Raw genomic sequence first — 24,256 nt, 5'->3', positions numbered from 1 at the left:
AGCATTTGAAGATTCACAGGTGAACTCCTTATTGCCAGCTCGGACAGGCGAACTTTTGGTTCGCTGTCGCACCTTACAAGAACGCGGATAGCGTTCGATGAATGCTCTTGGTGCGGGATGGGCACCGCCAGCGCTGATTGGCGAAGGTTGATTTCGCAAGTCGGCAGTGCATGGGAAAAACGTGCCAATCACGACACATATGCAGAATTTTCTACGTCAGGCCGGCCAGCCATCTACCCTGTGCAAAGGCCTTATCGGGGGAACGGACATGTACCAGCTCTACGGGCACAAGAATTCCGGCGCGGCTGCCATCGAGGCGGCACTGGAGTTGTGCCAGATCGCCTATCGCTTCATTGATACCGAAGCCAGCGCCGAGGCCGACGAGGCGCTGGGCAAACTCAATCCGCTGAAACAGATACCGACCCTGCAACTGCCGGACGGCAGCGCCATGACCGAAAGTGCAGCGATCCTTATTCACTTGGGCCTGACGTTTCCCAAGTCCGGCCTGCTGCCGAGCAAGGCAGCCGATCGTGATCAGGCGATTCGCGGCCTCGCCTATATCGTCAGCAATTGCTACGCGGCGGTCGGCATCATCGATTACCCCGAGCGCTGGTTGATCACGCCTGACGAGAGCGCACGGCAAAACCTGATCGCGGGCACGCGCCAGCGCCTGCACTTCAGTTGGGAGGTGTTTGCCGATCAGTTTTCCGCGGAGCTGTATCTGGATGATGAAACGCCCGGCGCACTGGATGTGCTGGCGGCCGTGGTGAGCCGCTGGGCCGGCAGCCGCGAACACCTGCGCCAGACCCGCCCGGGCTTTTATGCTTGGCTGCAAAGGATCGACCGACACCCGGTGCTGGCACCGGTGTTTGAGCGGCATTGGCCGTCTCAAGGCTGACCGATTCATGAATGTGGGAGCGAGCCTGCTCGCGAAAGCGGTCTGTCAGTCAAAGATGTGTCGACTGACCTGGCGCATTCGCGAGCAGGCTCGCTCCCACAAGGGGATCACGGCCGTGGGCTCACTCCCCGCGAATGTACTGCTCCAGCTGTTTGATCAGCTCGGCCTGTTCGGCAATCGCTTCCTTCACCAGGTCGCCGATCGACAGCAGGCCGATCAACTGGCCGTCCTCGACCACCGGTAAGTGGCGCAGGCGTTTGTCCGACATGATGCCTAGGCAGGTGTCGACGGTTTGTCGGGTATCCACGGTGATCACGTCCTTGACCATGATGTCGCGCACTGGCGTACCGACCGAAGAGCGCCCGTGCAGCACCAGCTTGCGCGCATAGTCACGCTCGCTGATGATGCCGACCACTTTGTCGTCTTCGACCACCAGCAAGGCGCCGACGTTTTTCTCGGCCATCTTCATCAGCGCTTCGAGCACCATGTGATCGGGTTTGATCTGGTGCACTTCCTGATTTTTCTGATCTTTGAGCTTGAGCAGTTGGGCGACGGTCTTCATGGCGGTTACTCAGGTGTTGTCGTTGTTCATCAAGCATCGTAGACGCAGCCGCGCAGAGCAAGGTGGCAAAGCGGCAGTTAGCGTGCAAAAAACGCCATTTGCCGGAAAAAACTTCTTTGTATCGGTAAATGAAGCATCTTTGTATCGGTGAATGATGCATCTGTGGCGAGGGGATTTATCCCCGCTGGCCGCGAAGCGGCCCCGCTTTTAATGAAAGGGCCTGCTGCGCAGGCCAACGGGGATAAATCCCCTCGCCACAGATAAATCCCTCTTGCCACAGATAAATCCCTTGCCACAAATGCTGCGTAGAATGGCGTTCTGATTGAAACGTTGAGGTCGCAGTGGTGGATTTACAGCAGGGCTTCGTCCTGACCCGGCATTGGCGCGATACGCCGGCCGGCACCGAAGTCGAGTTCTGGCTGGCAACGGACGCCGGGCCGCGCCGCGTGCGTCTGGCGCATCAGCCGTCGGTCGCATTTATTCCCGCCGCACAGCGAGAAGCAGCCGAGCGTCTGCTGCACGATGAAAAGAACGTGGAATTGCGACCGTTGGCCTTGCTCGATTTTCAGCATCGTCCGGTGCTCGGTCTGTATTGCCAGCAGCACGGCCAGTTGATGCGCCTCGAAACCGCGCTCAACCGCGCCGGCGTCGACGTCTTTGAAGCCGACGTGCGTCCCCCGGAACGCTACCTGATGGAGCGCTTCATCACCGCGCCGGTGCTGTTTGGCGGCACCCCGGATGCTGACGGAGTACTGATCAACGCCCAGCTGAAACCCGACCCCGATTACCGGCCGAAACTGCGCTTGGTCTCACTCGACATCGAAACCACCGAAAACGGCGAGCTGTATTCCATCGCGCTGGAAGGCTGTGGCGAGCGCCAGGTGTACATGCTCGGCGCGCCGAACGGCGACGCCAGCATTGTCGATTTCGACCTTGAATACTGCGACTCGCGCACGCTCATTCTGAAGAAGCTCAACGACTGGTTCGCCCGCCACGACCCCGACGCGATCATTGGCTGGAACGTCGTGCAGTTCGATTTGCGCATCCTCCATGAACACGCACGGCGTCTCGGCGTGCCGCTGAAGATCGGTCGTGGCGGCGAAGAAATGCAGTGGCGCGAGCACGGCAGCCGCAATCACTACTTCGCCTCGGCAGCGGGGCGGCTGATCATCGATGGCATCGAGTCGTTGCGTTCGGCGACCTGGAGTTTTCCCTCGTTCAGCCTGGAAAACGTCGCGCAGACCCTGCTCGGCGAAGGCAAGGCGATCAACAACCCGTACCAGCGCATGGACGAGATCAACCGCATGTTCGCCGAAGACAAACCGGCGCTGGCCAAATACAACCTCAAGGACTGCGAGCTGGTCACGCGAATCTTCGCCAAGACCGAACTGCTGACGTTTTTGCTCGAACGCGCCAGCGTTACCGGTTTGCCCGCCGACCGCAGCGGCGGTTCGGTCGCCGCGTTCACCCATTTGTACATGCCGTTGATGCATCGCCAGGGCTTTGTTGCACCCAATCTGGGCACCAATCCACCTCAGGCCAGCCCCGGCGGTTTTGTCATGGATTCGCGGCCGGGGCTTTACGAATCGGTGTTGGTGCTCGATTACAAAAGCCTCTACCCGTCGATCATTCGCACCTTTCTGATCGACCCGGTGGGCTTGATCGAGGGTCTGCAGCACCCGGACGACGCTGACTCGGTGCCGGGCTTTCGTGGCGCACGCTTCTCGCGCACCCGCCATTGCCTGCCGTCCATCGTGGCGCGAGTGGCCGAAGGGCGCGAAACCGCCAAACGCGAGCACAACGCGCCGCTGTCCCAGGCGCTGAAAATCATCATGAACGCCTTCTACGGCGTGCTCGGCTCCAGTGGTTGCCGGTTTTTCGATACCCGACTGGCCTCGTCGATCACCTTGCGCGGCCACGAAATCATGCTGCGCACCCGCCAGTTGATCGAAGAACAGGGCCATGCGGTGATTTACGGCGACACCGATTCAACCTTCGTCTGGCTGCGCAGTCTGCACGGTCAGGATGAAGCAGCGCAGATCGGCCATGCGCTGGTCAAACACGTCAATGATTGGTGGCGCGCCCATGTGCGCGAAGAATACGGGCTGGAAAGCGCGCTGGAATTGCAGTTCGAGATTCACTACAAGCGCTTCCTGATGCCGACGATTCGCGGCGCCGAGGAGGGCAGCAAGAAGCGCTACGCCGGACTGGTCACCCGCGCCGATGGCAGCGAAGAAATGGTCTACAAAGGCCTGGAAACCGTGCGCACCGACTGGTCGCTGCTGGCCCGGCAATTTCAGCAGGAACTGTATGAGCGGATCTTTCAGCGCAAGCCGTACCAGGATTATGTGCGCGATTACGTGCGCAAGACCCTCGCCGGCGAGTTCGACGATCGGCTGATCTACCGCAAACGTCTGCGCCGCACCCTCGACGATTACGAACGCAACGTACCGCCGCACGTCCGCGCGGCGCGGCTCGCCGATGACTACAACGCCGAGCAGGGGCGGCCCCGGCAGTATCAGAACGGCGGCTGGATCAGTTACGTCATCACCCTGGCCGGCCCGGAGCCGCTGGAAGTACGCCGCGCCGCCATCGACTACGACCACTACATCACGCGCCAGCTGCAACCGGTGGCGGATGCGATTCTGCCGTTTGTCGACGACGACTTCTCAACCCTGATCGGTGGGCAACTGGGCCTGTTTTGAGTCGAGCAGTTGCAGCGTCCATTCATCGAGAATGCCGTGGAAGTACCGCTCCAGCGCCTGATGGAACAGACTGTCCTCGGCGCTGAACTGGGCGAACAGGGTCATCGAAGAATGAAATTTCAAGTCATCGGGATGGCCAAACATTTCTGCAATCGAGCGCTGCGGCACATTCAGCACCAGTTGCGTGCAGGTGCGCAGCCGCGCCCCGAGCAGCTCGTGGGCCAGATAGGCCTGGGCTTCCTCGGCTGAACCGATGGCGAAGCGGCGGGCCATTTCGCTGCCGCCCAATCCGGCGAACTGCGGAAAGACGAACCACATCCAGTGGCTGCGCTTGCGGCCCGTTTCGAGTTCACGCTGGACCCGTTCGAACACCGGGTCCTGAGCCTGGACAAAACGTTGCAGGTTGTACGGGTCTTGCAGATCTGTGCTTCTCATCGCGAAGCCCTCGCAGTCGGCAGCTCAGACCATGGCCAGGCGCTGCTTGCGTTGTGGCGCCGGGAACACTTTGTCCAGCGCCGCCAGATCCCCGGCGTCCAGTTGCAACTGCGCCGCCTCGGCATTGAGTTGCACATGCTCGGGGCGCACAGCTTTGGGAATCGCAATCACGCCGTCCTGACGCAGGAGCCACGCCAGTGAAATCTGCGCCGGGGTGGCGTTGTAACGACTGGCAATGTCTTGCAGAACCGGCTCGGCGAGCATCGCGCCGCCCTGGCCGATCGGACAGTACGCCATCAACGGCAGGCGCTGATGCTGGCACCACGGCAGCAAATCGAATTCGATGCCGCGCTCCTCAAGGTTGTACAACACCTGATTGGTAGCGCAGGCCGAGCTGGAGAGTTCTTCGAGGTCGTCGACATCGAAATTCGACACGCCCCAACGGCCGATCTTGCCGTCCTCGCGCAGGCGTTCGAAGGCTTCGACGGTTTCCTCCAGCGGATACTGACCGCGCCAGTGCAGCAGATACAGATCGATGTAGTCAGTGCCGAGCCGACGCAAACTGCGCTCGCAGGCTTGCGGGATGCCCTGGCGGCTGGCGTTGTGCGGGTAGACCTTGCTGACCAGAAAGACTTGATCGCGCAGACCGGCGATGGCTTCGCCGACCACCGTTTCGGCACCGCCCTCGGCGTACATCTCAGCGGTATCGATCAGGCTCATGCCCAGCTCGATGCCGCTGCGCAGCGCCGCCACTTCACGGCTGTGCGCCGAACGATCCTCGCCCATGCGCCAGGTGCCCTGACCAATCACGGGAACCTGCACGCCGGCCAACTCAAGGGTACGCATTCAAACCTCCTGCCTGAAAGAGTCGATATCTTTAGTGGGCAGCAGGATAGAGCAAGGGTTCCCGGAAGGAAGGGGGAGTCAAGGATGAAACCGGATCAATTGTGGCGAGGGGAATGTGTGGTGAGGGAATTTGTGGCGAGGGGATTTATCCCCGCTGGGCTGCGAAGCAGCCCCGATCCTGCAACACGCGTTGTATCAGACAGCGTTCTATTGCAGGTTTTTGGGGCTGCTTCGCTTCCCAACGGGGATGAATCCCCTCGCCACAGGGGGTGCATGGCAGGTTACTTGGCGGAGAACTTGAGGATCACGCTATGAGCATAGGTCTGCCCCGGATCAAGCCGCGTGCTCGGGAAGTCCGGCTGGTTCGGCGAATCCGGGTAGTGCTGGGTCTCGAGGGTGAACGCGCCCCAGTGCGGATAGACCTTGCCACCCTTGCCCTTGACCGTGCCGTCGAGGAAGTTGCTGGTGTAGAACTGCACGCCCGGCTCGCTGGTGAACAGTTGCAGGACGCGTCCGGATTGCGGATCGCTGACTTCGGTGGCGAGCTTGCTGACATCGCCCTTGGTGTCCAGCGCCCAGTTGAAATCGAAGCCGCCCTGTTTCGGCTCGGCGAATTTCAGCTGCGGATGATCAGCCTTGATGTGCGTGCCGATCGCCGTCGGTTTGCTGAAGTCCATCGGCGTACCGGCCACAGGCGCCAACTCGCCGGTCGGGATCAGCTTCGCGGTGACCGGCGTGTAATGGCTGGAGTTGATCATGGCGACTTGCTTGAGAATATCGCCATTGCCGGCACCGGCCAGGTTGAAGTAACTGTGGTTGGTCAGGTTGAGCACGGTCGGCTTGTCGGTGCTGGCCTTGTAGTCGATGCGCAGTTCGTTGTTGTCGGTCAGGCGATAGGTGACTTCGGTGGTCAGATTACCCGGGAAACCCATCTCGCCGTCGGCCGACAGGTAGGTCAGAGTCACGCCCACCGAATCCTTGTCCTTGGTTTCCCTGGCCTTCCAGACTTTCTTGTCGAAACCTTCGGGGCCGCCGTGCAGGGCGTTGGATTTGTCGTTCTGCGGCACTTGATAGCGTTTGCCATCGATTTCGAAAGCACCTTCGGCCAAACGGTTGCCGAAGCGGCCGATGGTCGCGCCGAAGTACGCGGTGCCTTTCTGATAGCCCTGCACATCGTCAAAACCCAAGACGACGTCGTCGAACTTGCCTTGTTTGTCAGCGACTTTCAGCGCTTGCAGGGTCGCGCCGTAGGTGATGACGGTGGCTTGCATGCCGTGGCTGTTGCGCAGGATGTACTGTTCGACAGGCGTGCCGTCATTGGTTTTGCCGAAGGCTTTGTGTTCAGCGGTCAGGCCCGCCGCGTTGGCGGAAAGGGTAGCGATCATCAGGGACAGTCCGAGGCCGGAGAGCAGGTGACGGGATTGAAGCATGGTTGACCTTCCTTTTTGTTGTTGTTTTAAACACCGCGGTCCCCTGTAGGAGCTGCCGCAGGCTGCGATCTTTTGATTGTGATTTTTGAAAGCAAGATCAAAAGATCGCAGCCTTCGGCAGCTCCTACACATAACTAGTCATGCTATTTGTGGGGCTGAACAGGATTTATAGCGGATTTACATGTATTGGCAAATATAAAGTCCGACTAATTGACGGGTCGCCTATCGCCGAAGGTCGGCTAACTGCTCAGGCACTGCACTTTTTCGCAATCGGCGGCTCTATGCATGGCCAGGATGCGGTGACTCCCGCCGCACAGGAATGTGCCTGTCCGAGACTTCATGCCGAGTGTTTTTGCCCTGATCACCGCCACTCACCGCCGCCCGTGCCTGCTATTGGCCTGCCTGTTGTCGCTGTTGCTCAGCGGCTGCAGCCACCAGAACGGCAACGGATTCTTCAATCAGATGCGTGAAGGGCAGCCGCAGGAATTTCTGCAGACCAGCGTCGACCGCATGGCCACCCTGGCGATGCGCGACAACCTCGACAGCCTCTATCGATTGATGGGCAAGCTCTACTTGCGCAACCCGGAAGAGCTGCGCAAATCCGGCTTCCTCACTGTCAACGCCGCCGTCAAGCAGGTGCGCCTCGCGGTCGAGCAACAGCAGCCGTTGCCCGTGCTGGGCGGGCGCAAGGACCTGGCGGCGCTGAGCTATGCGATGAGCCCGGAATTCCTCGGCGACCGCGTCGGCGCGTTCATCTATGCGATCGGCAGCATGCTGGTCACCGCCCACGGCAATCGCACCGAGTTCTACATGACCGACGCGATCAACCCGACCTTCGTGCACAACGCCGCGCGCAACATCGAAAAAGCCATGTGGATTTTGTCGCAACGACAAAACAAGGAAGGCCAGCCGTTGCTGTTCTCCAACGAAATCTCGGAGGAGGGCAGCAACCTCAGCTTCGCCACCGAATTCAGCAAAATCGTCGCGCGCCTGGACCTGCTCACGCAGATGCTCGATGAGCGCTATCGCAGGATTGGCCTGAATTACGCGCAGAGCCTGCTGTTCTTGAATTTCCTGCCGGTGCAGTGAGCCTTGCAGGTTTGCTGCAGCGCAAAGATCCACTGTGGGATCTGCGGTGAATTCGATATGGCATAACGATAGACCGCATCGATATATGTGGTTATAAGAAAAATCGCTATGCTGCGGGCCAGATTTTCCTGTCGTTTTCTGGACGTTTGAATGGAATTGGCAAATTTCGGCCTGGTGATTGCTGGGCTGGTGGTGGGGTTTATCGTAGGCATGACCGGTGTCGGCGGCGGTTCGTTGATGACGCCGATCCTGCTGTGGTTCGGCATCAACCCGGCGACGGCGGTAGGTACCGACCTGCTGTACGCCGCGATCACCAAATCCAGCGGCGTCCTCGTTCACAGGAAGAACAAGAACATCGACTGGGCCATCACCGGCTGGCTGACCCTCGGCAGCGTGCCGGCCGTGGCCATGACCCTGTGGTTCCTCAGCACTCTCCACACCGCGCCGGACGCGATGAACGCCATCATCAAACAGGCGCTCGGCTTCGTCCTCTTCGCCACCGCCCTGGCAATCTTCTTCAAGAAACGCTTGCTCGAATTCGCCCACAAACGCGCGGGTGGCAACTACAACCCGAGCGGTTCGCGCCTGAATATCATGACGGTGATCACCGGTCTGATCCTCGGCACCATGGTCGCCCTGACCTCGATCGGCGCCGGCGCACTGGGCACCGTCGCCTTGTTTATCCTTTACCCACTGCTGCCAACCCGCCGCCTGGTCGGCACCGAAATCGCCCACGCCGTACCCCTGACCCTCGTCGCCGGCCTCGGCCACGCAAGCATGGGCAACATGGATTGGGGCGTGCTGGGTTTCCTGCTGATGGGCTCGCTGCCCGGCATCTGGCTCGGCAGCCACCTGACCGGACGCATCTCCGACGAAGTCCTGCGCCCGTGCCTGGCGACGATGCTGGTGTTGATTGGTTATAAGTTGGCGTTCTGATCCATCGATGAATGAAACCACTTTCCACTGCGAGGGTCGTCTCGCCATCACCGTCGAGCCGCGTGAGATGCGCATGAGTCATTGGCTGTATGCGCCGCAGTTAGTCGATCTGCAGCAGCAAAAAGTGCTGCTGGATCTGAGCGAGAGTCTGTGGGATTTGCTTGGTACTGCCGACGAGACCGCCAATGGCATCGAGCTGGTGCTGCGCAAGTACCCAGGCGATCGGGCGTCGGTGAGGCTGAGGGTTGATCTCGATAGCGGTGAGCTCAAGCTCGGTGGACGAACCGTCGACCCCTCGCAATTGCTCTCGGCACTCGGTTCAGCGCTGTAGTGAGGCGGTAGCTTGCGGCGAGCCGTATCACCACGGGTTAGCGCTGAATGACGTACTTCATCACTACCACCGGCAGCTCTTCGTAAACCAGCTCCTCGACGACTTGCCAGCCCAGTCGCGCATACAGCGACTGCGAAGTGTCGGTGTAAAGATAGAGCTCAGGCACACCGAGCGCCGCCGCTTCCTCGACTACTCGATTGACCAATTGCGAGGCTATACCTCGACCACGTTCTTCGGCCTTCACGTAAACACCTGCCAACCACGGCGTCAGATTGCGGCGCAGTTTCAAATCGTGCTCGATCAGCAGCGCGCCGCCCAGCAGTCGGGACTCCTCAAGCGCAACTACCACGCTGGGCACCGCACCTTTGCCACAGGATTCGCGCATGTGCTCGATGCGATCTTCGACAGTTTGCCCGGGGCGAAACTCACCCCATTCCTTGAAATTGAGTGTGGCCAGTTCCTCGATAAATTCGGGGCGGTCGCACAGGTAGTCGATATGCATGCGGGGTGAACTCCATTTCGTTGGCAGAACGGCCACCCTAATGCGCTCATGATCGGTAATCAAATCTGCTTAGCGATCACACCTATTGTGTTGCGCAAAGTTCTCCCTGACCTAAGCTTCTGACAGGGCAATGCCTTTTTGCCAGACGCCGCCGGAACAATCGCCACGATGCGCAATCAGTAGTGCGTGGATATCAAAAGGAGATGCGCATGCTCATCAGGTCCCTGACCCTGACCCTCTTGCTGGCAATCGCTGGCCCCCTGTTCGCCGCCGACAGCGATTCACCCCTGGCCGGGGACGTGGGCCGCGCCCGCCCGCTGATCGTGATTGCGCAAAGCACTGTCGACCCGGTGTGGCTGAGCCTGAAAAAGTCACTGGAAGACCCGGCCAACAAAAAAGGCGTCACCGACCGCAACATCAAGGTCTACACCATCCTCAGCATGTCCGGCCAGCTCGACGGCAAGGACATGGGTCAGCAGGACACCATGGCCCTGCTGCGTTCGCTGAAGCTCGGTGCCGGCGCTTATCCAAAAGTGTTCCTGGTGGGCAAGGACGGCGAAACCAAGCTCTCCGCCTCGGGTGATGAAGCCAAGGCATTGAGCCTGGCAAAAATCTTCGAAACCATCGACGCCATGCCCATGGCCGAAAAAGAAGCCGCCGCTGCGGCCGCCGCCGCACAAACGCCTGCCGCCACCGAGCCGGAACCGGCCAAAGGCGCTAAGGGCAGCAAACCGGCGAAACCGAGCAAACCGCCGCAGATGCCGGATGATTGATTGCGCGTTGACTGAATGAAGCAAAATCCCTGTGGGAGCTGGCAAACCAGCTCCCACATTTTTTTGTGAAGTGCACAGTTCAAATGTGGGAGCGAGCCTGCTCGCGATAGCGGTTTTTCAGGCGCTGAAAGGTGACTGATCGAGCGCATTCGCGAGCAGGCTCGCTCCCACAAGTCATCTTCTGATCGAAAGTTGTTGCAGTCTGCGACACCTCCAACGTTAACCGAGTGAAAACCCGATCCTGTAGAAGCTGCCGCAGGCTCGGGCCGCGATCGGACGATCTCTCACTCCTAATCCGCCAACGCCGCGAAAACCGTATGCGCAATCTTCACCCGTTCGGCATTCGGGTAGTTCTTGTTGGCCAGAATCACAATGCCCATGTCACGCGACGGCACGAACGCCACATACGCGCCAAAGCCCCGCGTAGATCCGCTTTTGTTGAACAGCACGTTGGCCGGTTCAGCTTGCGGTGGGGTCAGCCACTCGACTTTGTGCGGTTCCATGGCCATGGGGGTCGAGTTGCCGTTTTGCAGCTTTTCAAGGCTGATCGGGTAGGCGTAGCGCTCCCAGCCCAGGCCTTGGGTCATGTCGCCGACGCGGTAATAACCGATGTGGGTGTTGGCGATGGCTTGGTGCAGATCAGGCGCAAGGCTGGCCGGTTTCAGCTGTGCCTGGACGTAACGCAGCAGGTCGGTGGCGCTGGTTTTGATGCCGTAGGCTTCGGCGTCGAGGGCGCCGGGGCTGACGCGTACCGGTTGGTCGGCGCTGTCGTAGCCTTGGGCATAAAGCTTCGACTGCGCTGACGGTACGCTGAGGAAGGTGTGCTGCAAACCGAGTTTTGGCAGCAGGGTTTGCGTCATTGCCTGGTCGAAGGGCTGGCCGAGGCTTTTCGCCGTCAGGTAGCCGAACAGGCCCAGGCTCGGGTTGGAATACAGGCGATGGCTGCCGGCGGGAAACTGCGGTTTCCATTGTTGGTAATAGCCGAGCATCCTGTCGGAAGAGTCCGCCTCAGCGGGGAATTGCAACGGCAGTCCGCCGGCGCTGTAGGTGCCCAGTTGCAGCACGCTGATGTTGTCGAAGGCGCTGCCCTTGAGCTCCGGCCAGAGTTGGCTGGCCTTGCTCGACAGGTCGAGTTTGCCTGTGGCCTGGGCGTAACCGGCGAGGGTGGCGGTGAAGGTTTTACTCACCGAGCCGACTTCGAAGAGGGTGTTTTCGCTGACCTTTTGCGCGGTGTCTTTAGCGGCGACCCCGTAGTTAAAGTAATGTGCCTGGCCATTCAGCGTGATCGCTACGGTCAGCCCCGGGATGTTGTTTTGCTGCATCACCGGGGTGACGGCTTGGCTGACCAGTGCCTGCAATTGCGCATCCGTCGGCGTTGCGGCATGACAGGCAACGCTGCCGAAGAACAGTGCGAAAGCGCTGTAGGAAAAGACCTTTCTCGGTTCTAAGGAACACATGATTGAATCACTCTCCATGAGTGTCGATTGTTGTATCCCGCTACACTGCGGGTGATTTTTCATCGGGCGGCCGATCAGCGCGGCCAATTTAGGCACTTCGCCGGCCATCGACAAACGATGAAAACTCGCATGAGCCATTAGAAAAATTTGGGGCAACGCATGATTCGACCGCAACTGCCGCTCAACGCTCTGCGCGCATTTGAAGCCTCGGCACGTCACTTGAGTTTTACCCGTGCTGCCGTCGAGTTGTGCGTGACACAAGCGGCGGTGAGCCATCAGGTCAAAAGCCTGGAAGCGCAACTCAACCTGACCCTGTTCAAACGCCTGCCCCGTGGGCTGATGCTGACCAGTGAAGGCGAAACCTTGCTGCCGGTACTCAGCACATCATTCGATCATATTGCGCAGATGCTCGAGCGTCTGGCCGGTGGGCAGTATCGCGACATGTTGACGGTCGGCGCGGTGGGTACATTTGCAGTGGGCTGGCTGTTGCCGAGGCTGGCGGACTTTCGGGGGAAACATCCGCTGATAGATTTACGCCTGTCGACCAATAACAACCGGGTTGACGTGGCGGCGGAAGGGCTGGATTACGCCATTCGTTTCGGTGCTGGCGCCTGGCATGGCATCGAGGCGACACGCTTGCTCGATGCGCCGTTGTCGGTATTGTGCGTGCCGGAGATTGCCCGGCAGCTGCACTCGCCGGCGGACCTGTTGCAGCAGACCTTGCTGCGTTCCTATCGCACCGATGAATGGCCGGAGTGGTTTCACGCAGCGGGCCTGGCGACGCAGGCCGCGCCACCGCAAAGCATCGTGTTCGATTCGTCGCTGGCAATGATGGAAGCCGCATTGCAGGGCGGCGGCGTGGCGTTGGCACCACCGCTGATGTTCGCCCGGCAACTGGCGGCAGATGCGATCTGCCAGCCGTTTGCGATCGAGATCACCACCGGCAGTTACTGGCTGACACGGTTGCAGTCGCGAGCGGAAACGGTGGCGATGAAAGCGTTCAAAACCTGGTTGCTGCAGATCTCAAGCTGAAAACCGATTTGTAGGAGCTGCCGAAGGCTGCGATCTTTTGATCTTCAAAACAGAATCAAAAGATCGCAGCCTTCGGCAGCTCCTACTCCCACAATTGAAATCAGCGGCGCCTGCTGGATTACCGCACCAGACACGGCCGCTTGTTATCGAATTTCCACCCCGAAATCAGGAACTGCATCGCCACGCTGTCATCCCGCGCGCCGAGGCCCATGCCTTTGTACAGTTCGTGGGCCTTGGCCACTTGATCCATGTCCAACTCCACACCCAGCCCGGGTTTTTTCGGCACCTGCACGAGACCATCGACAATCTGCAGCGGTGCCTTGGTCAGGCGCTGACCGTCCTGCCAGATCCAGTGGGTGTCGATGGCGGTGATCTCGCCCGGTGCGGCGGCGGCGACGTGGGTAAACATCGCCAGGGAAATATCGAAGTGGTTGTTGGAATGCGAGCCCCAGGTCAGGCCCCACTCGTGGCACATCTGCGCGACGCGTACCGAACCCTGCATGGTCCAGAAGTGCGGGTCGGCCAGCGGGATGTCCACTGACTGCAACTGAATCGCGTGGCCCATTTCGCGCCAGTCGGTGGCGATCATGTTGGTCGCGGTTTTCAGGCCGGTGGCGCGGCGGAATTCAGCCATGACTTCGCGCCCGGAATAACCGTTTTCCGCACCGCACGGGTCTTCGGCGTAGGCGAGTACGTGGTGCTGATCGCGGCACAGACGAATCGCCTCTTTCAGCGACCAGGCGCCGTTCGGATCGAGGGTGATTCGCGCTTCAGGGAAGCGCTCGGCCAGTGCCGTGACCGCTTCGATTTCGGCATCGCCGCTGAGCACGCCGCCCTTGAGTTTGAAATCCTTGAAACCGTACTTGGCGTGCGCCGCCTCGGCCAGGCGCACGACTGCTTCGGCGGTCATGGCCTTCTCGTGGCGCACACGGAACCAGTCGTTGTCGGCGTCCGGTTCGCTGCGGTAGGCGAGATCGGTTTCGTGTTGATCGCCGACGTAGAACAGATAACCGAGCATCTTCACTTCGTCGCGTTGCTGACCTTCACCGAGCAGCGCCGCCACCGGCACGTCGAGATGCTGGCCGAGCAGGTCGAGGAGGGCGGCTTCCAGGCCGGTGACCGCGTGAATGGTGATGCGCAGGTCGAATGTTTGCAGGCCACGGCCGCCGGCATCGCGGTCGGCGAAGGTCTGGCGCACCTGGTTGAGGATCTTCTGGTAGGTGCCGATGGGGCTGCCGACCACCAGATTGCGCGCGTCTTCCAGGGTCTGGCGAATGCGCTCGCCACCGGGCACTTCGCCGACGCCGGTGTGGCCGGCGTTGTCCTTGAGGATGACGATGTTGCGGGTGAAAAACGGCCCGTGGGCGCCGCTCAGGTTGAGCAGCATGCCGTCGTGACCGGCCACCGGAATGACCTGCATCTCGGTGATGATCGGAGCTTTGGCGGTGTCATGAACAGTCATTGTTGTTTTCCTTGTCGAGACGTAGTCAGGCGTGTTTCGGCGTGGCGTCGGCCACAGCCTTTTCAGCAGCGGGTTTCGGCGTGGTGCGCGCGGCGAAGACGATGATTGCGGCGATGATCGAGGTCGCGGCCAGACCATACAGGCCGCCCTGAATCGAACCGGTGTGTTGCTCCAGCAGACCAAACGTGGTCGGCGCGACGAAGCCGCCGAGGTTACCCACCGAATTGATCAGCGCAATCACCGCCGCCGCGATGCGTGCATCCAGATAAGCCTGGGGAATCGGCCAGAACAGCGACGAGGCGGATTTGAAACCCAGCGCCGCAAAGCAGATCGCGACGAAGGCAAAGATCGGCCCGCCAGTGGTGGACATGAACATCCCCGCTGCCGCGATCAACAGGGCAGTGGCGACCCAAGCTTGTTGATGTTTCCACTTCGCCGACAGCGAGGCGAAGGCGTACATGCCGACGATCGACAGCAACCATGGAATCGAGTTGAACAGGCCGACCTGCACGTCGCTGAGTTCGCCCATCTTCTTGATGATGCTCGGCAGCCAGAAAGTCGCCGCATAAATGGTCAACTGAATGAAGAAGTAGATCAGGCAGAACAGAATGATCTGCCGGTCCTTGAGCAGTTTGCCCAGCGACGGCCGGATCGGCGTCGCGGCTTCGCGGGCCTTTTGCTCGTCGTCGATGGCGCTGACCAACGCATCCTGTTCGGCGCGGCTCAGCCATTTGGCGTCGTGGGGTTTGGCATCCAGCCAGAACCAGACGAAAACGCACAGGCACACCGAAAACATCCCCTCGATGAAATACATCCACTGCCAGCCGTGCATGCCCAATCCGTTGATCTGCAGGAGCAGGCCGGACAGCGGGCCGGAGATCAGCGAGGCCACGGCCGAGCCGCTGAGGAAGATCGCGATCGCCTTGCCCCGCTCAACGCCAGGCAGCCAACGGGTGAAGTAATAAATCACCCCGGGAAAGAACCCGGCCTCGGCGACACCGAGCAGGAAACGCAAAATGTAGAAGTGGGTTTCGTTCTGAATGAACGCCATGCAGGCCGCGACTATGCCCCAGGTGAACATGATGCGGGTCAGCCAGATGCGTGCGCCGACTTTCTGCAAAAGCATGTTGGACGGCACTTCGAACAGCGCGTAACCGATGAAGAACAGCCCGGCGCCGAAGCCATAGGCGGCAGCACCGATGCCCAGATCGGTTTCCATGTGGGTGCGGACGAAGCCGATGTTCACCCGGTCAATGTAATTGACGATGAACATGATCACGAAGAGCGGCAGGACGTGGCGTTTGACTTTGGAGATGGCTGAGGCGAGCGTCGGGTCGACGCTGTCCTGCATCCCGGAGATGGAGGTTTTCACTGATGTTTCTCCCACTGATTATTTTTATGCGGGTAGGACTGGGCGCTGCGTTGTTGCTAGACATCATACAACTGTAATTTTTTGTCCTACAAGTGGGGAGGGGTGATTAAATTCTTCTTATTGTTCTGTTCTTTATGCGAAAACCGTATTTTAGCTCCTGTTCATTGAACATTTCGCCAGTCGAGCGCAGCGCCTCTTTGAGATGTGAATGGTGATGCGTAGTGGCTGGCTATGAAAAATATTCGACGTAATTGAGTGTTGTCATACAAGTTGATGGCCCGTCGACCGCTAAAATCCATCTCAACCGTCATCCCGCAGTGCTACGATCGGCAAGCCCCGATCACCGGAACCGATCATGCAAGAAGACCTCGACGCGCCCGCGCGCAAACGCACGCACAACCTCGCTCATGACCTGGTGGAAAAGCTCACCCAGAGCATCCTGCTCGGGCAACTGTCGCCCGGTGACAAGCTGCCTTCGGAGAACTCCATCGTGCAGGAGCACGGGGTCAGCCGTACGGTGGTGCGCGAGGCGATCTCCAAGTTGCAGGCCTCGGGGCTGGTCGAGACGCGTCACGGCATCGGCACTTTCGTGATCGAGCGCGCAGCGGAGCAGGGCCTGCGTCTGAATGTCGACACGGCGCTCGGTGTGCGCAGCATTCTCGAATTGCGCATGGGCCTGGAGACGCAAGCGGCGGCGCTGGCGGCGCAGCGGCGCAGTGAGCAGCAGGTGCAGCAGATGCGTCAGGCGCTGGATGACTATCAACGGCTGCTGGCGAACAACGACAGCTGCGTGGAGGCCGATCGGCGTTTTCATCTGCTGATCGCCGAGGCCACCGGTAACGCTTGCTTCAGCGAAATCATGCAGCACCTGGGCAGTGCGATGATCCCGCGCAATCGCCTGAATGCTGCCGAGCGCGGCGCGGCGGATCTGAGCAAGCTCGGCCACTTGGCCAATCTGGAACACGAGGCGATCCTGAATGCGATCAAGCGCCAGGACGCCGATGCCGCCCGCGCTGCGATGTGGCTGCACTTGACCAACAGTCGCGATCGCTTTATCGCCCAAGGCTGATGCCGCTGGTCTGACGTATCGCACACCGCCGACGGCCGCGCTTCCAAACAATACGCCCCGGATAATCCGGGCCAGTATTGTGAGGTGCAGCATGGCTGATGACTCGCTTGTTCCCGGTGGCATGGCGCCCACCGACCAGACCCGCCCCGTATCCGGCACCGACGAGCCGACCCTGAGCGATCACGATGCACCGCCGGGCATGGACCCGGGGCGCGATCCGCTGAGCGATGCCGACCGCCCGGATGACTGGAAGGATCCGCCGGATGACGAGGATGTACCGCCGGCGGATGAGCCGACACCATTGTCGGATGATATGCGCTGAGGTCTGGATTATTCATTGAGTGGGCCGGCCTCTTCGCGAGCAGGCTCGCTCCCACAATGGATGTATGTACGACACAGATCCACTGTGGGAGCGAGCCTGCTCGCGAAGACGGCATCGGCTTCGCCAGCAAATCACGGCCATGCTGCGAGTGCCAGACAAAATCGCCAGTCAACCAACACGCAAATCCCGCATCAACAACCCAAAGCGCAAATCCACTGCGTCCGGTATCGGCACGTACACCGTATGCCCATCCCCAGGCGCCACTTCGATCGCTTGGCCGCTGACACTCTGCAATTCATGCAGATCAAAATGGAAATTGCCCTTGGGCGTCATCAGTTCCAGATGATCGCCCACGGTAAAACGATTCTTCACTTTCACCTCGGCCAGGCGATCCCGGCGCTCGCCGGTCAGTTCGCCAACGAACTGCTGCCGCTCCGACACCGAACTGCCGTGCTGATAGTTCTGATATTCGTCATGCACATGCCGGCGCAGAAAACCTTCGGTGTAGCCGCGCTGGGCCAGCGACTCGAGATCCAGCATCAGGCTGCGATCAAACTCGCGCCCGGCCACGGCATCATCGATCGCCCGGCGATATACCTGGGTGGTGCGCGCGCAGTAGAAATGCGATTTGGTCCTGCCTTCGATTTTCAATGAATGCACGCCCATACGCGTCAGCCGCTCGACATGCTGCACCGCGCGCAGATCCTTGGCGTTCATGATGTAGGTGCCGTGCTCGTCCTCGAAAGCCGGCATCAATTCATCGGGGCGGTTGGCTTCCTGCAACAGGAAGACCTGATCGGTCGGAGCGCCGAGGCCCAGGGTCGGCTCGGGTTGAAAGGTCTGGACGATCTCGCCGAGCTGGTTTTCCGTGGCTTGTTGCGCCGTGTACTTCCAGCGGCAGGCGTTGGTGCAGGTGCCCTGATTGGCATCGCGCTTGTTCATGTAACCGGAAAGCAGGCAGCGCCCGGAATAGGCCATGCATAGCGCGCCGTGCACGAACACTTCCAGCTCCATGCCCGGCACCTGCTCGCGGATTTCGCCGATCTCTTCCAGCGACAGTTCGCGCGACAGAATGATCCGGCTCAGCCCCTGTTGCTGCCAGAACTCGACGCTCGCCCAGTTCACCGTGTTGGCCTGCACCGACAGGTGAATCGGCATCTGCGGAAAATGTCGGCGCACCAGCATGATCAGGCCCGGATCGGACATGATCAGCGCATCCGGGGCCATCTCGATCACCGGCGCCAGATCCTTGAGAAACGTCTTCAGCTTGGCGTTGTGCGGGGCGATGTTGACCACCACGTAGAAGCGCTTGCCCTGCGCCTGCGCCTCTCGAATGCCCAGCGCCAGGTTGGCGTGGTCGAACTCGTTGTTGCGCACCCGCAGGCTGTAGCGCGGCTGGCCGGCGTAGACCGCATCGGCGCCGTAGGCGAAGGCGTAGCGCATGTTTTTCAGGGTGCCGGCGGGGGCGAGAAGCTCGGGGGCGATGAGAGTTGGCATTTGGGTGTCGGTCGCAAAAGCCACGCAGGGTAGGGCAGCTGTCGCGAGGGTTTATTGATCTGCATCTATGCTCCATGAATAAACATGGCACTCGCGCGCTCGGCGGCTGACTAAGTGGGGCGGGCGTGCGTGACGCCTGACTGACATGGACCGGATATGAACGAAAAGAGTCTGCAATTCAAATCCCTGACAGTGCTGCTGGTGCTGGTCACGGTGGCCTTCATCTGGATCCTGCTGCCGTTCTACGCCGCGGTGTTCTGGGCTGTCATCCTCGGCATTCTGTTTGCGCCGGTGCAGCGCAGGGTGCAACAGAAATTCGGCTGGCCACGCAACGTAACGTCGCTGTGCACCCTGAGCCTGTGTCTGGTGATCGCGATTCTGCCGGTGATCATCGTCAGCATCCTGCTGGTGCAGGAAGGGGCGACGGTCTACAAGAACATCGAAAGCGGTGAACTGGATATCGCCGCGTATCTGGCGCAGTTCAAACACAGCCTGCCGCCGTATTTCCAGAACCTGCTCGATCGTTTCGGTGTGGGCGAACTTGACAGCCTGCGCGAGAAGATCGTCAAAGCGGCGATGCAGGGCAGCCAGGTGCTGGCGACTCAGGCGTTCAGCTTCGGCCAGGGCACGTTCGAATTCGTGGTGAGCTTTTTCATCATGCTTTACCTGCTGTTTTTCTTCCTGCGTGACGGCCCCGAGCTGGCGCGCAAGATGCGCACTGCCGTGCCGCTGGAAGAAAACCACAAGCGTCGCCTGCAACTGAAGTTCAACCGCGTGGTGCGCGCCACGGTCAAGGGCAACGTGGTCGTGGCCGTGACCCAAGGCGCGCTGGGCGGGCTGATTTTCTGGTTTCTCGATATTCCCAGCGCATTGCTCTGGGCGGTGCTGATGGCGTTTCTGTCGCTGTTGCCAGCAGTCGGCGCGGGGATTGTCTGGGCGCCGGTGGCGGCGTACTTCCTGCTTAGCGGCATGATCTGGCAGGGCGTGGTGCTGGGCTTGTTCGGCGTATTCGTGATCGGCCTGGTCGACAACGTGCTGCGCCCGATTCTGGTGGGCAAGGACACGAAAATGCCCGATTACCTGATCCTGGTCTCGACCCTTGGCGGCCTCGCAGTCTTTGGCCTCAACGGCTTTGTGATCGGGCCGCTGATTGCCGCGTTGTTCCTGTCGAGCTGGGCGCTGTTCGTCGAGACCAAGCCCAAGGTGCAACTGCCTTAAGCACGGAACGAGGCGCTGGCGACCTGTTGCGACAAAGCCTGCGCTGCCGGCAACGAAGTGAGCGGGCCGCTGATCGGCTCGCCATCGCGCACCAGATACCAGCAGGCGAGCAAGCCCGAGGCGCGGAGTGAAGCGGGAACTGCGCTGCCGATCACCGACATGATTTGAACCTGTGCCATGGGGAAACCTCCATCAAACTGATGGGGCTACCTTAGGGGCTCGTTGGCGCTGCGGAAAATCAACGCTTTCGATAGTGGTCATTGATGCCAGTGAGGTCTGCCGTCATTCGACCACTTGATCGAGCATGTGCATGACTTCGCGTTCATTGAGCAGGCCCTTGTGCACGAGGTTTTCGGCGAGCAGGGAAAGCAGCTTGGCGCAGCGATGGCCTTCCAGATGCTTGAGTTCGGTGAGCGCGCTGTACACCTTGCTCGAGGTGCACAGACCGACGATGCGGTGCGGGTTTTGTGTGGGCATACAGTCGTCCTTGTTGTTATCGATCTGTTGTTTACGGACGGATTCAGATTGCGGTTCCGTCATGACAAAGCGGTGACCGTTTGATGAAAAAAGCCCGACGGTCGATTCCATCATGCCGACTTTAGCTGCTCGAACTGTCCTCACAGCGACCTTGGCGAGATTTTTTCAGACGTTGGCCGACCAGCGGTCATAAAAAAGCCCCGCTCGAAAGCAGGGCTCTGTGTTGCGCTTACCAGCGTGGACCGCCGTAGTAGCCATGCGGGCCGCCGTAGTAGCCGTGGGGACGACCGTAATAACCACGAGGCGGGCCATAGTAGACGGGGGCCGGCTGCACGTAGACCGGTTGTTGCACATACACCGGCGCCGGTTGGTAGTAGACCGGTGGCGGCGGTTGCTGCACGTAGACCGGTTGCGGCTGAACATAAACCGGTTGTTGCTGCACATACACCGGTCGATCCTGGTTGATCAGTGCCGAGCCGATGATGGCCGAGCCGACGATCGCGCCAAACACTGCAGGGCCCTGCCAGCCATGGCCACCACCCGCTTCAGCCTGGCCGGTGACGGCAAGTGCGCCAATCAACAAAGCCATGATGGGAAGTTTACGAATCATGATAAGTCCTCGGTTCTTCGACCCGGCGCCGCGGCCTGAATCAGGCCCACAGTTGTCGCGGGGATACAGCTAAGACAGCAAATTTGAGAAATTCAGCACAGCCGCTGGGTAAATTTTGTGTAAGGTCTGTACCGGCTTCTTTACCCGGCTGCGCGGCGCCACAAACAAGCCTCAATGATGATTCAGAACCCGGTGGGCTGGCCAATCCCGTCCATCCGAAAGTGCGTTTGAAGGAGAAGTTTCATGCAGATGAACCCGAACAAAGACACCCAACTGTGCATGTCCCTGTCCGGGCGGCCGGGGAATTTCGGTCTGCGTTTTCACAACCATTTGTATGAACAGCTGGGCCTGAACTTCTACTACAAAGCGTTCAGCAGCCAGGACCTGACCGGCGCGGTCGGCGGCATTCGGGCACTGGGCATTCGTGGCTGCGGCGTGTCGATGCCGTTCAAGGAGGCCTGCATTGCGCTGGTCGATGAACTGGATGCCTCGGCAGCGGCGATCCAGTCGATCAACACCATCGTCAACACTGGCGGCCATCTCAAGGCCTACAACACCGACTACATCGCTGTCGCGCAGTTGCTGGAGAGCCACGCGGTGCCGAAACATTCAACCTTCGCCCTGCGCGGCAGCGGCGGCATGGCCAAAGCGGTGGCCAGCGCCCTGCGCGATGGTGGCTACAAGAACGGTTTGATTGTCGCCCGTAACGAGCGCGCCGGCCGCGCCCTGGCGGATTCGCTGGGTTATCGCTGGCAGGCCGAGCTTGGCAGCGAGCGCCCGCAGATGCTGATCAATGTCACCCCGGTAGGCATGGACGGCGGGCCGGAGGCGGGGCAACTCGCGTTTGAGCCTGAAGTGATCAAAGCGGCTGAGACTGTATTCGACGTGGTGGCAATCCCTTCGGAAACCCCACTGATTGTGCGTGCACGAGCCGAGGGCAAGCGGGTAATCACCGGGCTTGAGGTGATTGCGATTCAGGCGCTGGAGCAGTTCGTGCTGTACACCGGGGTGCGGCCGAATGAGGCGCAGTTTGCGGCGGCGGTGGATTTTGCGCGTAGCTGATTGAGTTTTGTGGTGGCGGGTCTGGCCGCTTCGCGAGCAGGCTCGCTCCCACAGGTTGAGCGTGTTCCTCCAGTTGGAATGCGATTGAATGTGGGAGCGAGCCTGCTCGCGAAGGCGGCGCTGCGGTTCTGGATCACTATCTATAATCCTCGCCAGCACGCACAGACGTGCCCACCACAAAAACCATAACCGAGGCCGCCCATGCATCCGCCCATCCTCAACCTCAACGAGGTCGAACTCGAACCCCTTCCCGAAGCCCTGGCCCCTGAAGGCGAAACCGCCGGGCGTTATCAGCAGCGTTTCGCGCGGATCGGCCAGCAACTCGGTGCGCAGAAGCTCGGTTATCGCCTGTATGCACTGCCAGCGGGCATGCGCGGCAGTCCGTTCCACAGCCATCGCGTCAATGAGGAGATGTTCTACGTGGTGGCCGGGGAGGGCGAGGTGCGGTTGGGAGGCGAGCGTTTTCCGATCCGCGCCGGTGATGTGATTGCCTGCCCACCGGGCGGACCGGAAAAGGCTCACCAGATCATCAATACCAGTGCGGATGAGCTGCGTTATCTGGCGATCAGCACTCAGCAGCAGCCAGAGATCTGCGAGTATCCGGATTCGAACAAGTATGCGGTGATGGATAATTTCGCGGTGGATGCCGAGGGCAACGCCTCGGGCTTTGTCGCTGTCGCGCGGCAGGTGGATGGGGTGGATTATTGGGATGGGGAATGAAGCGGGCAGCTGAATATCGCGCAGACCCTGGGGGAGCGAGCCTGCTCGCGAAGGCGGTAGGTCATTCGAGGTCGTGGTGACTGACACTACGCTTTCGCGAGCAGGCTCGCTCCCACAATGGCTTTGCGGTGGTTATTCGAGGCGGGCCAGGCGTTCTTCCAGTGCCGCGATGCGGGCCTCGAGTTCTTCGATATGCTCCAGGGAAACGCCACTGCTCGAGCGCTCCCCGGGATTCTGCCGCGCCGCCAGGATCGCTTCGATATCCGCCGGATCGCCCAAGGCATGGGTATAACGATCCTCACGCTGCCCGGCCTGACGCGGAATCAATACCGCCAGACCGCGTGCGATCAGGCGTTCGAGCTGATGCACGACCTGCTCGGCGTCTTCGAATTCGTGCATGCGCCCGCTGCGGGTCAGCAGTTCGTTGACGGTCTGCGGACCGCGCAGAAACATCAGACCCGTCAGAATCACCTGCGCCGGCACCAGTTCCAGCGCCTTGTCGACCTTGTGCTCCCAGCGGTCGGCACGGCTGCCCATGACCAGCCGGGTAAACCCACGACCCTCCAGAGCGCGCAGGCTCTGCCCGACCTGGCCCTGATTGAGGTTCATCACCGGTTCGCGACTGGTTTTCTGATTGCAGGCCAGCACCAGCGCGTTGAGGGTCAGCGGATAGGTTTCCGGGCTGGTGGCCTGTTTTTCGATCAGCGCACCGAGAATGCGGATTTCCGTGGCATTGAGCCGTGGCTGGTCGGAGGTGGATTCTTGTTCGTTGCTCATCGCGCGTTCCCTCTGCAGTCGAAGCCGCCTAGCCTAGTCCTTGCCAAACAAAAGGCAAGCCGTGTGCTCATCAAGCATGGCTATAATCGCCACCACGTATTACCCAGCCATCACATGAGATTGCCATGACCATTTCACTGTACGCCGCATCCGTCCCGGTTTTTCAACAAATGCTCAACGCCCTGAGCGATGTGCTGAAAAAGGCCGAAGCCCACGCCAGCGCGAAAAACATCGACCAGAGCGTCTTCCTGCAAGCGCGTCTGTACCCGGACATGTTCCCGCTGGTGCGTCAGGTGCAGATCGCCGTGGATTTCGCCAAAGGCGTGTCGGCGCGTCTGGCTGAAGTCGAACTGCCGAAGTACGACGACACTGAAACCACCTTCGCCGAACTGCAAGCGCTGATCACCAAGGTCCTGGCGTTCATTGGCGAGATCAAGCCAGAGCAGATCGATGGCAAGGAAGGCATCGAAATCGTCACCCGTCCGGGCACGCCGAAAGAGAAGCGCTTCAGTGGTCAGGCGTATCTGCTGACTTACGGCTTGCCGCAGTTCTTCTTCCACGTCACCACCACCTATGCGTTGCTGCGTCATAACGGCGTTGAAGTGGGCAAGCGCGATTACATGGGCGCGTTCTAAACCCCCGGATACGAAAAAGCCCGCCAAGGTTCGCGCCTT

26 protein-coding genes are annotated in these 24,256 nt (G+C 60.2%); 13 read left to right on the top strand and 13 right to left on the bottom strand.

The window, feature by feature from the left end; genetic code table 11:
- Positions 1-268: 268 nt before the first annotated feature.
- Positions 269-898 (top strand): glutathione S-transferase N-terminal domain-containing protein, encoded by a 630-nt coding sequence (locus ND528_RS11415; RefSeq protein ID WP_212616723.1) that lies wholly within the window; start codon positions 269-271, stop codon positions 896-898.
- A gap of 121 nt (positions 899-1,019) precedes the next feature.
- Here the strand turns inward: ND528_RS11415 and ND528_RS11410 are convergent, their stop codons facing one another.
- On the bottom strand, positions 1,020-1,460 hold the full coding sequence (locus tag ND528_RS11410; protein ID WP_016775372.1) for a CBS domain-containing protein: 441 nt from the start codon (positions 1,458-1,460) through the stop codon (positions 1,020-1,022).
- Between the two features lie 344 nt (positions 1,461-1,804).
- On the opposite strand from ND528_RS11410, the gene ND528_RS11405 reads away from it, so the two are divergent.
- Positions 1,805-4,165 carry a DNA polymerase II gene (locus ND528_RS11405; protein WP_167333560.1) on the top strand — a complete coding sequence of 787 codons (2,361 nt, stop codon included), beginning with the start codon at positions 1,805-1,807 and terminating at the stop codon, positions 4,163-4,165.
- Here ND528_RS11405 and ND528_RS11400 read toward each other — a convergent pair.
- The 3 genes from ND528_RS11400 to ND528_RS11390 form a co-directional block, all read right to left on the bottom strand.
- A complete protein-coding gene (locus ND528_RS11400; RefSeq protein WP_136493783.1) occupies positions 4,130-4,600 on the bottom strand; it encodes a DUF1810 domain-containing protein in 471 nt (156 codons plus the stop codon). The genes ND528_RS11405 and ND528_RS11400 overlap by 36 nt on opposite strands.
- Positions 4,601-4,624: 24 nt before the next feature.
- Positions 4,625-5,446 carry an aldo/keto reductase gene (locus ND528_RS11395; RefSeq protein WP_024013484.1) on the bottom strand — a complete coding sequence of 274 codons (822 nt, stop codon included), beginning with the start codon at positions 5,444-5,446 and terminating at the stop codon, positions 4,625-4,627.
- Positions 5,447-5,727: 281 nt separating this feature from the next.
- Positions 5,728-6,876 carry an aldose epimerase family protein gene (locus ND528_RS11390; RefSeq protein ID WP_263470338.1) on the bottom strand — a complete coding sequence of 383 codons (1,149 nt, stop codon included), beginning with the start codon at positions 6,874-6,876 and terminating at the stop codon, positions 5,728-5,730.
- Between the two features lie 339 nt (positions 6,877-7,215).
- Between ND528_RS11390 and ND528_RS11385 the strand changes: the two genes are divergently transcribed.
- The 3 genes from ND528_RS11385 (at position 7,216) to ND528_RS11375 (ending at position 9,232) form a co-directional block, all read left to right on the top strand.
- Entirely contained in the window at positions 7,216-7,965 is a 750-nt protein-coding gene (locus tag ND528_RS11385; protein WP_130912372.1) for a hypothetical protein, read from the top strand.
- 150 nt (positions 7,966-8,115) lie between these two features.
- A complete protein-coding gene (locus tag ND528_RS11380) occupies positions 8,116-8,901 on the top strand; it encodes a sulfite exporter TauE/SafE family protein (protein ID WP_039763409.1) in 786 nt (261 codons plus the stop codon).
- 7 nt (positions 8,902-8,908) lie between these two features.
- Positions 8,909-9,232: a hypothetical protein gene (locus ND528_RS11375; RefSeq protein WP_212616717.1), complete on the top strand. Its 324-nt coding sequence runs from the start codon at positions 8,909-8,911 to the stop codon at positions 9,230-9,232.
- A gap of 37 nt (positions 9,233-9,269) precedes the next feature.
- Here ND528_RS11375 and ND528_RS11370 read toward each other — a convergent pair whose 3' ends face one another.
- Positions 9,270-9,734, bottom strand: coding sequence for a GNAT family N-acetyltransferase (locus ND528_RS11370; RefSeq protein ID WP_212616716.1), 465 nt, complete (start codon positions 9,732-9,734; stop codon positions 9,270-9,272).
- 209 nt (positions 9,735-9,943) lie between these two features.
- Here ND528_RS11370 and ND528_RS11365 point away from each other — a divergent pair, with 209 nt between their 5' ends.
- On the top strand, positions 9,944-10,507 hold the full coding sequence (locus tag ND528_RS11365) for a DUF4174 domain-containing protein (protein WP_016775365.1): 564 nt from the start codon (positions 9,944-9,946) through the stop codon (positions 10,505-10,507).
- A gap of 290 nt (positions 10,508-10,797) precedes the next feature.
- On the opposite strand, the gene ampC is transcribed toward ND528_RS11365, so the two are convergent.
- The gene (gene ampC, locus ND528_RS11360; protein WP_263470337.1) at positions 10,798-11,964 is read right to left on the bottom strand and encodes a class C beta-lactamase; all 1,167 of its coding nucleotides are present in this window, start codon (positions 11,962-11,964) and stop codon (positions 10,798-10,800) included.
- A 159-nt stretch (positions 11,965-12,123) separates the two neighbouring features.
- Between ampC and ND528_RS11355 the strand changes: the two genes are divergently transcribed.
- A complete protein-coding gene (locus ND528_RS11355; protein ID WP_122611228.1) occupies positions 12,124-12,996 on the top strand; it encodes a LysR family transcriptional regulator in 873 nt (290 codons plus the stop codon).
- 118 nt (positions 12,997-13,114) lie between these two features.
- Here ND528_RS11355 and gudD read toward each other — a convergent pair whose 3' ends face one another.
- A complete protein-coding gene (gudD, locus tag ND528_RS11350) occupies positions 13,115-14,458 on the bottom strand; it encodes a glucarate dehydratase (RefSeq protein ID WP_263470336.1) in 1,344 nt (447 codons plus the stop codon).
- Between the two features lie 25 nt (positions 14,459-14,483).
- A complete protein-coding gene (locus ND528_RS11345) occupies positions 14,484-15,830 on the bottom strand; it encodes an MFS transporter (protein WP_263470335.1) in 1,347 nt (448 codons plus the stop codon).
- Positions 15,831-16,185: 355 nt separating this feature from the next.
- Here ND528_RS11345 and ND528_RS11340 point away from each other — a divergent pair, with 355 nt between their 5' ends.
- On the top strand, positions 16,186-16,899 hold the full coding sequence (locus tag ND528_RS11340; RefSeq protein WP_016775357.1) for a FadR/GntR family transcriptional regulator: 714 nt from the start codon (positions 16,186-16,188) through the stop codon (positions 16,897-16,899).
- Between the two features lie 91 nt (positions 16,900-16,990).
- The gene (locus ND528_RS11335; protein ID WP_071172961.1) at positions 16,991-17,221 is read left to right on the top strand and encodes a hypothetical protein; all 231 of its coding nucleotides are present in this window, start codon (positions 16,991-16,993) and stop codon (positions 17,219-17,221) included.
- A gap of 168 nt (positions 17,222-17,389) precedes the next feature.
- Here ND528_RS11335 and trhP read toward each other — a convergent pair whose 3' ends face one another.
- A complete protein-coding gene (gene trhP, locus ND528_RS11330; RefSeq protein ID WP_263470334.1) occupies positions 17,390-18,718 on the bottom strand; it encodes a prephenate-dependent tRNA uridine(34) hydroxylase TrhP in 1,329 nt (442 codons plus the stop codon).
- 156 nt (positions 18,719-18,874) lie between these two features.
- On the opposite strand from trhP, the gene ND528_RS11325 reads away from it, so the two are divergent.
- Positions 18,875-19,936: an AI-2E family transporter gene (locus ND528_RS11325; RefSeq protein WP_263470333.1), complete on the top strand. Its 1,062-nt coding sequence runs from the start codon at positions 18,875-18,877 to the stop codon at positions 19,934-19,936.
- Here the strand turns inward: ND528_RS11325 and ND528_RS11320 are convergent.
- The 3 genes from ND528_RS11320 to ND528_RS11310 all read right to left on the bottom strand — a co-directional run bounded on the left by ND528_RS11320 (position 19,933) and on the right by ND528_RS11310 (position 21,023).
- Positions 19,933-20,115: a hypothetical protein gene (locus ND528_RS11320; protein WP_130910467.1), complete on the bottom strand. Its 183-nt coding sequence runs from the start codon at positions 20,113-20,115 to the stop codon at positions 19,933-19,935. The genes ND528_RS11325 and ND528_RS11320 overlap by 4 nt on opposite strands.
- Before the next feature lie 103 nt (positions 20,116-20,218).
- On the bottom strand, positions 20,219-20,413 hold the full coding sequence (locus ND528_RS11315; RefSeq protein ID WP_016770691.1) for a hypothetical protein: 195 nt from the start codon (positions 20,411-20,413) through the stop codon (positions 20,219-20,221).
- 229 nt (positions 20,414-20,642) lie between these two features.
- Positions 20,643-21,023 (bottom strand): hypothetical protein, encoded by a 381-nt coding sequence (locus ND528_RS11310; protein WP_024013471.1) that lies wholly within the window; start codon positions 21,021-21,023, stop codon positions 20,643-20,645.
- Between the two features lie 243 nt (positions 21,024-21,266).
- Here ND528_RS11310 and ND528_RS11305 point away from each other — a divergent pair, with 243 nt between their 5' ends.
- A complete protein-coding gene (locus ND528_RS11305; RefSeq protein ID WP_137214739.1) occupies positions 21,267-22,085 on the top strand; it encodes a shikimate 5-dehydrogenase in 819 nt (272 codons plus the stop codon).
- Between the two features lie 201 nt (positions 22,086-22,286).
- Positions 22,287-22,805 carry a cupin domain-containing protein gene (locus ND528_RS11300; protein ID WP_263470332.1) on the top strand — a complete coding sequence of 173 codons (519 nt, stop codon included), beginning with the start codon at positions 22,287-22,289 and terminating at the stop codon, positions 22,803-22,805.
- 132 nt (positions 22,806-22,937) lie between these two features.
- Here ND528_RS11300 and ND528_RS11295 read toward each other — a convergent pair whose 3' ends face one another.
- Positions 22,938-23,582, bottom strand: a complete 645-nt coding sequence (locus ND528_RS11295; protein ID WP_263470331.1) for a YceH family protein — start codon at positions 23,580-23,582, stop codon at positions 22,938-22,940.
- A gap of 125 nt (positions 23,583-23,707) precedes the next feature.
- Between ND528_RS11295 and ND528_RS11290 the strand changes: the two genes are divergently transcribed.
- Positions 23,708-24,217 carry a DUF1993 domain-containing protein gene (locus ND528_RS11290; RefSeq protein WP_041477165.1) on the top strand — a complete coding sequence of 170 codons (510 nt, stop codon included), beginning with the start codon at positions 23,708-23,710 and terminating at the stop codon, positions 24,215-24,217.
- The last annotated feature ends 39 nt before the right edge of the window (positions 24,218-24,256 follow it).

It is taken from the genome of Pseudomonas mercuritolerans (assembly GCF_025706525.1).
Classification (GTDB): Bacteria; Pseudomonadota; Gammaproteobacteria; order Pseudomonadales; family Pseudomonadaceae; genus Aquipseudomonas; species Aquipseudomonas mercuritolerans.
This window is presented reverse-complemented; position numbering and strand designations above follow the sequence as displayed.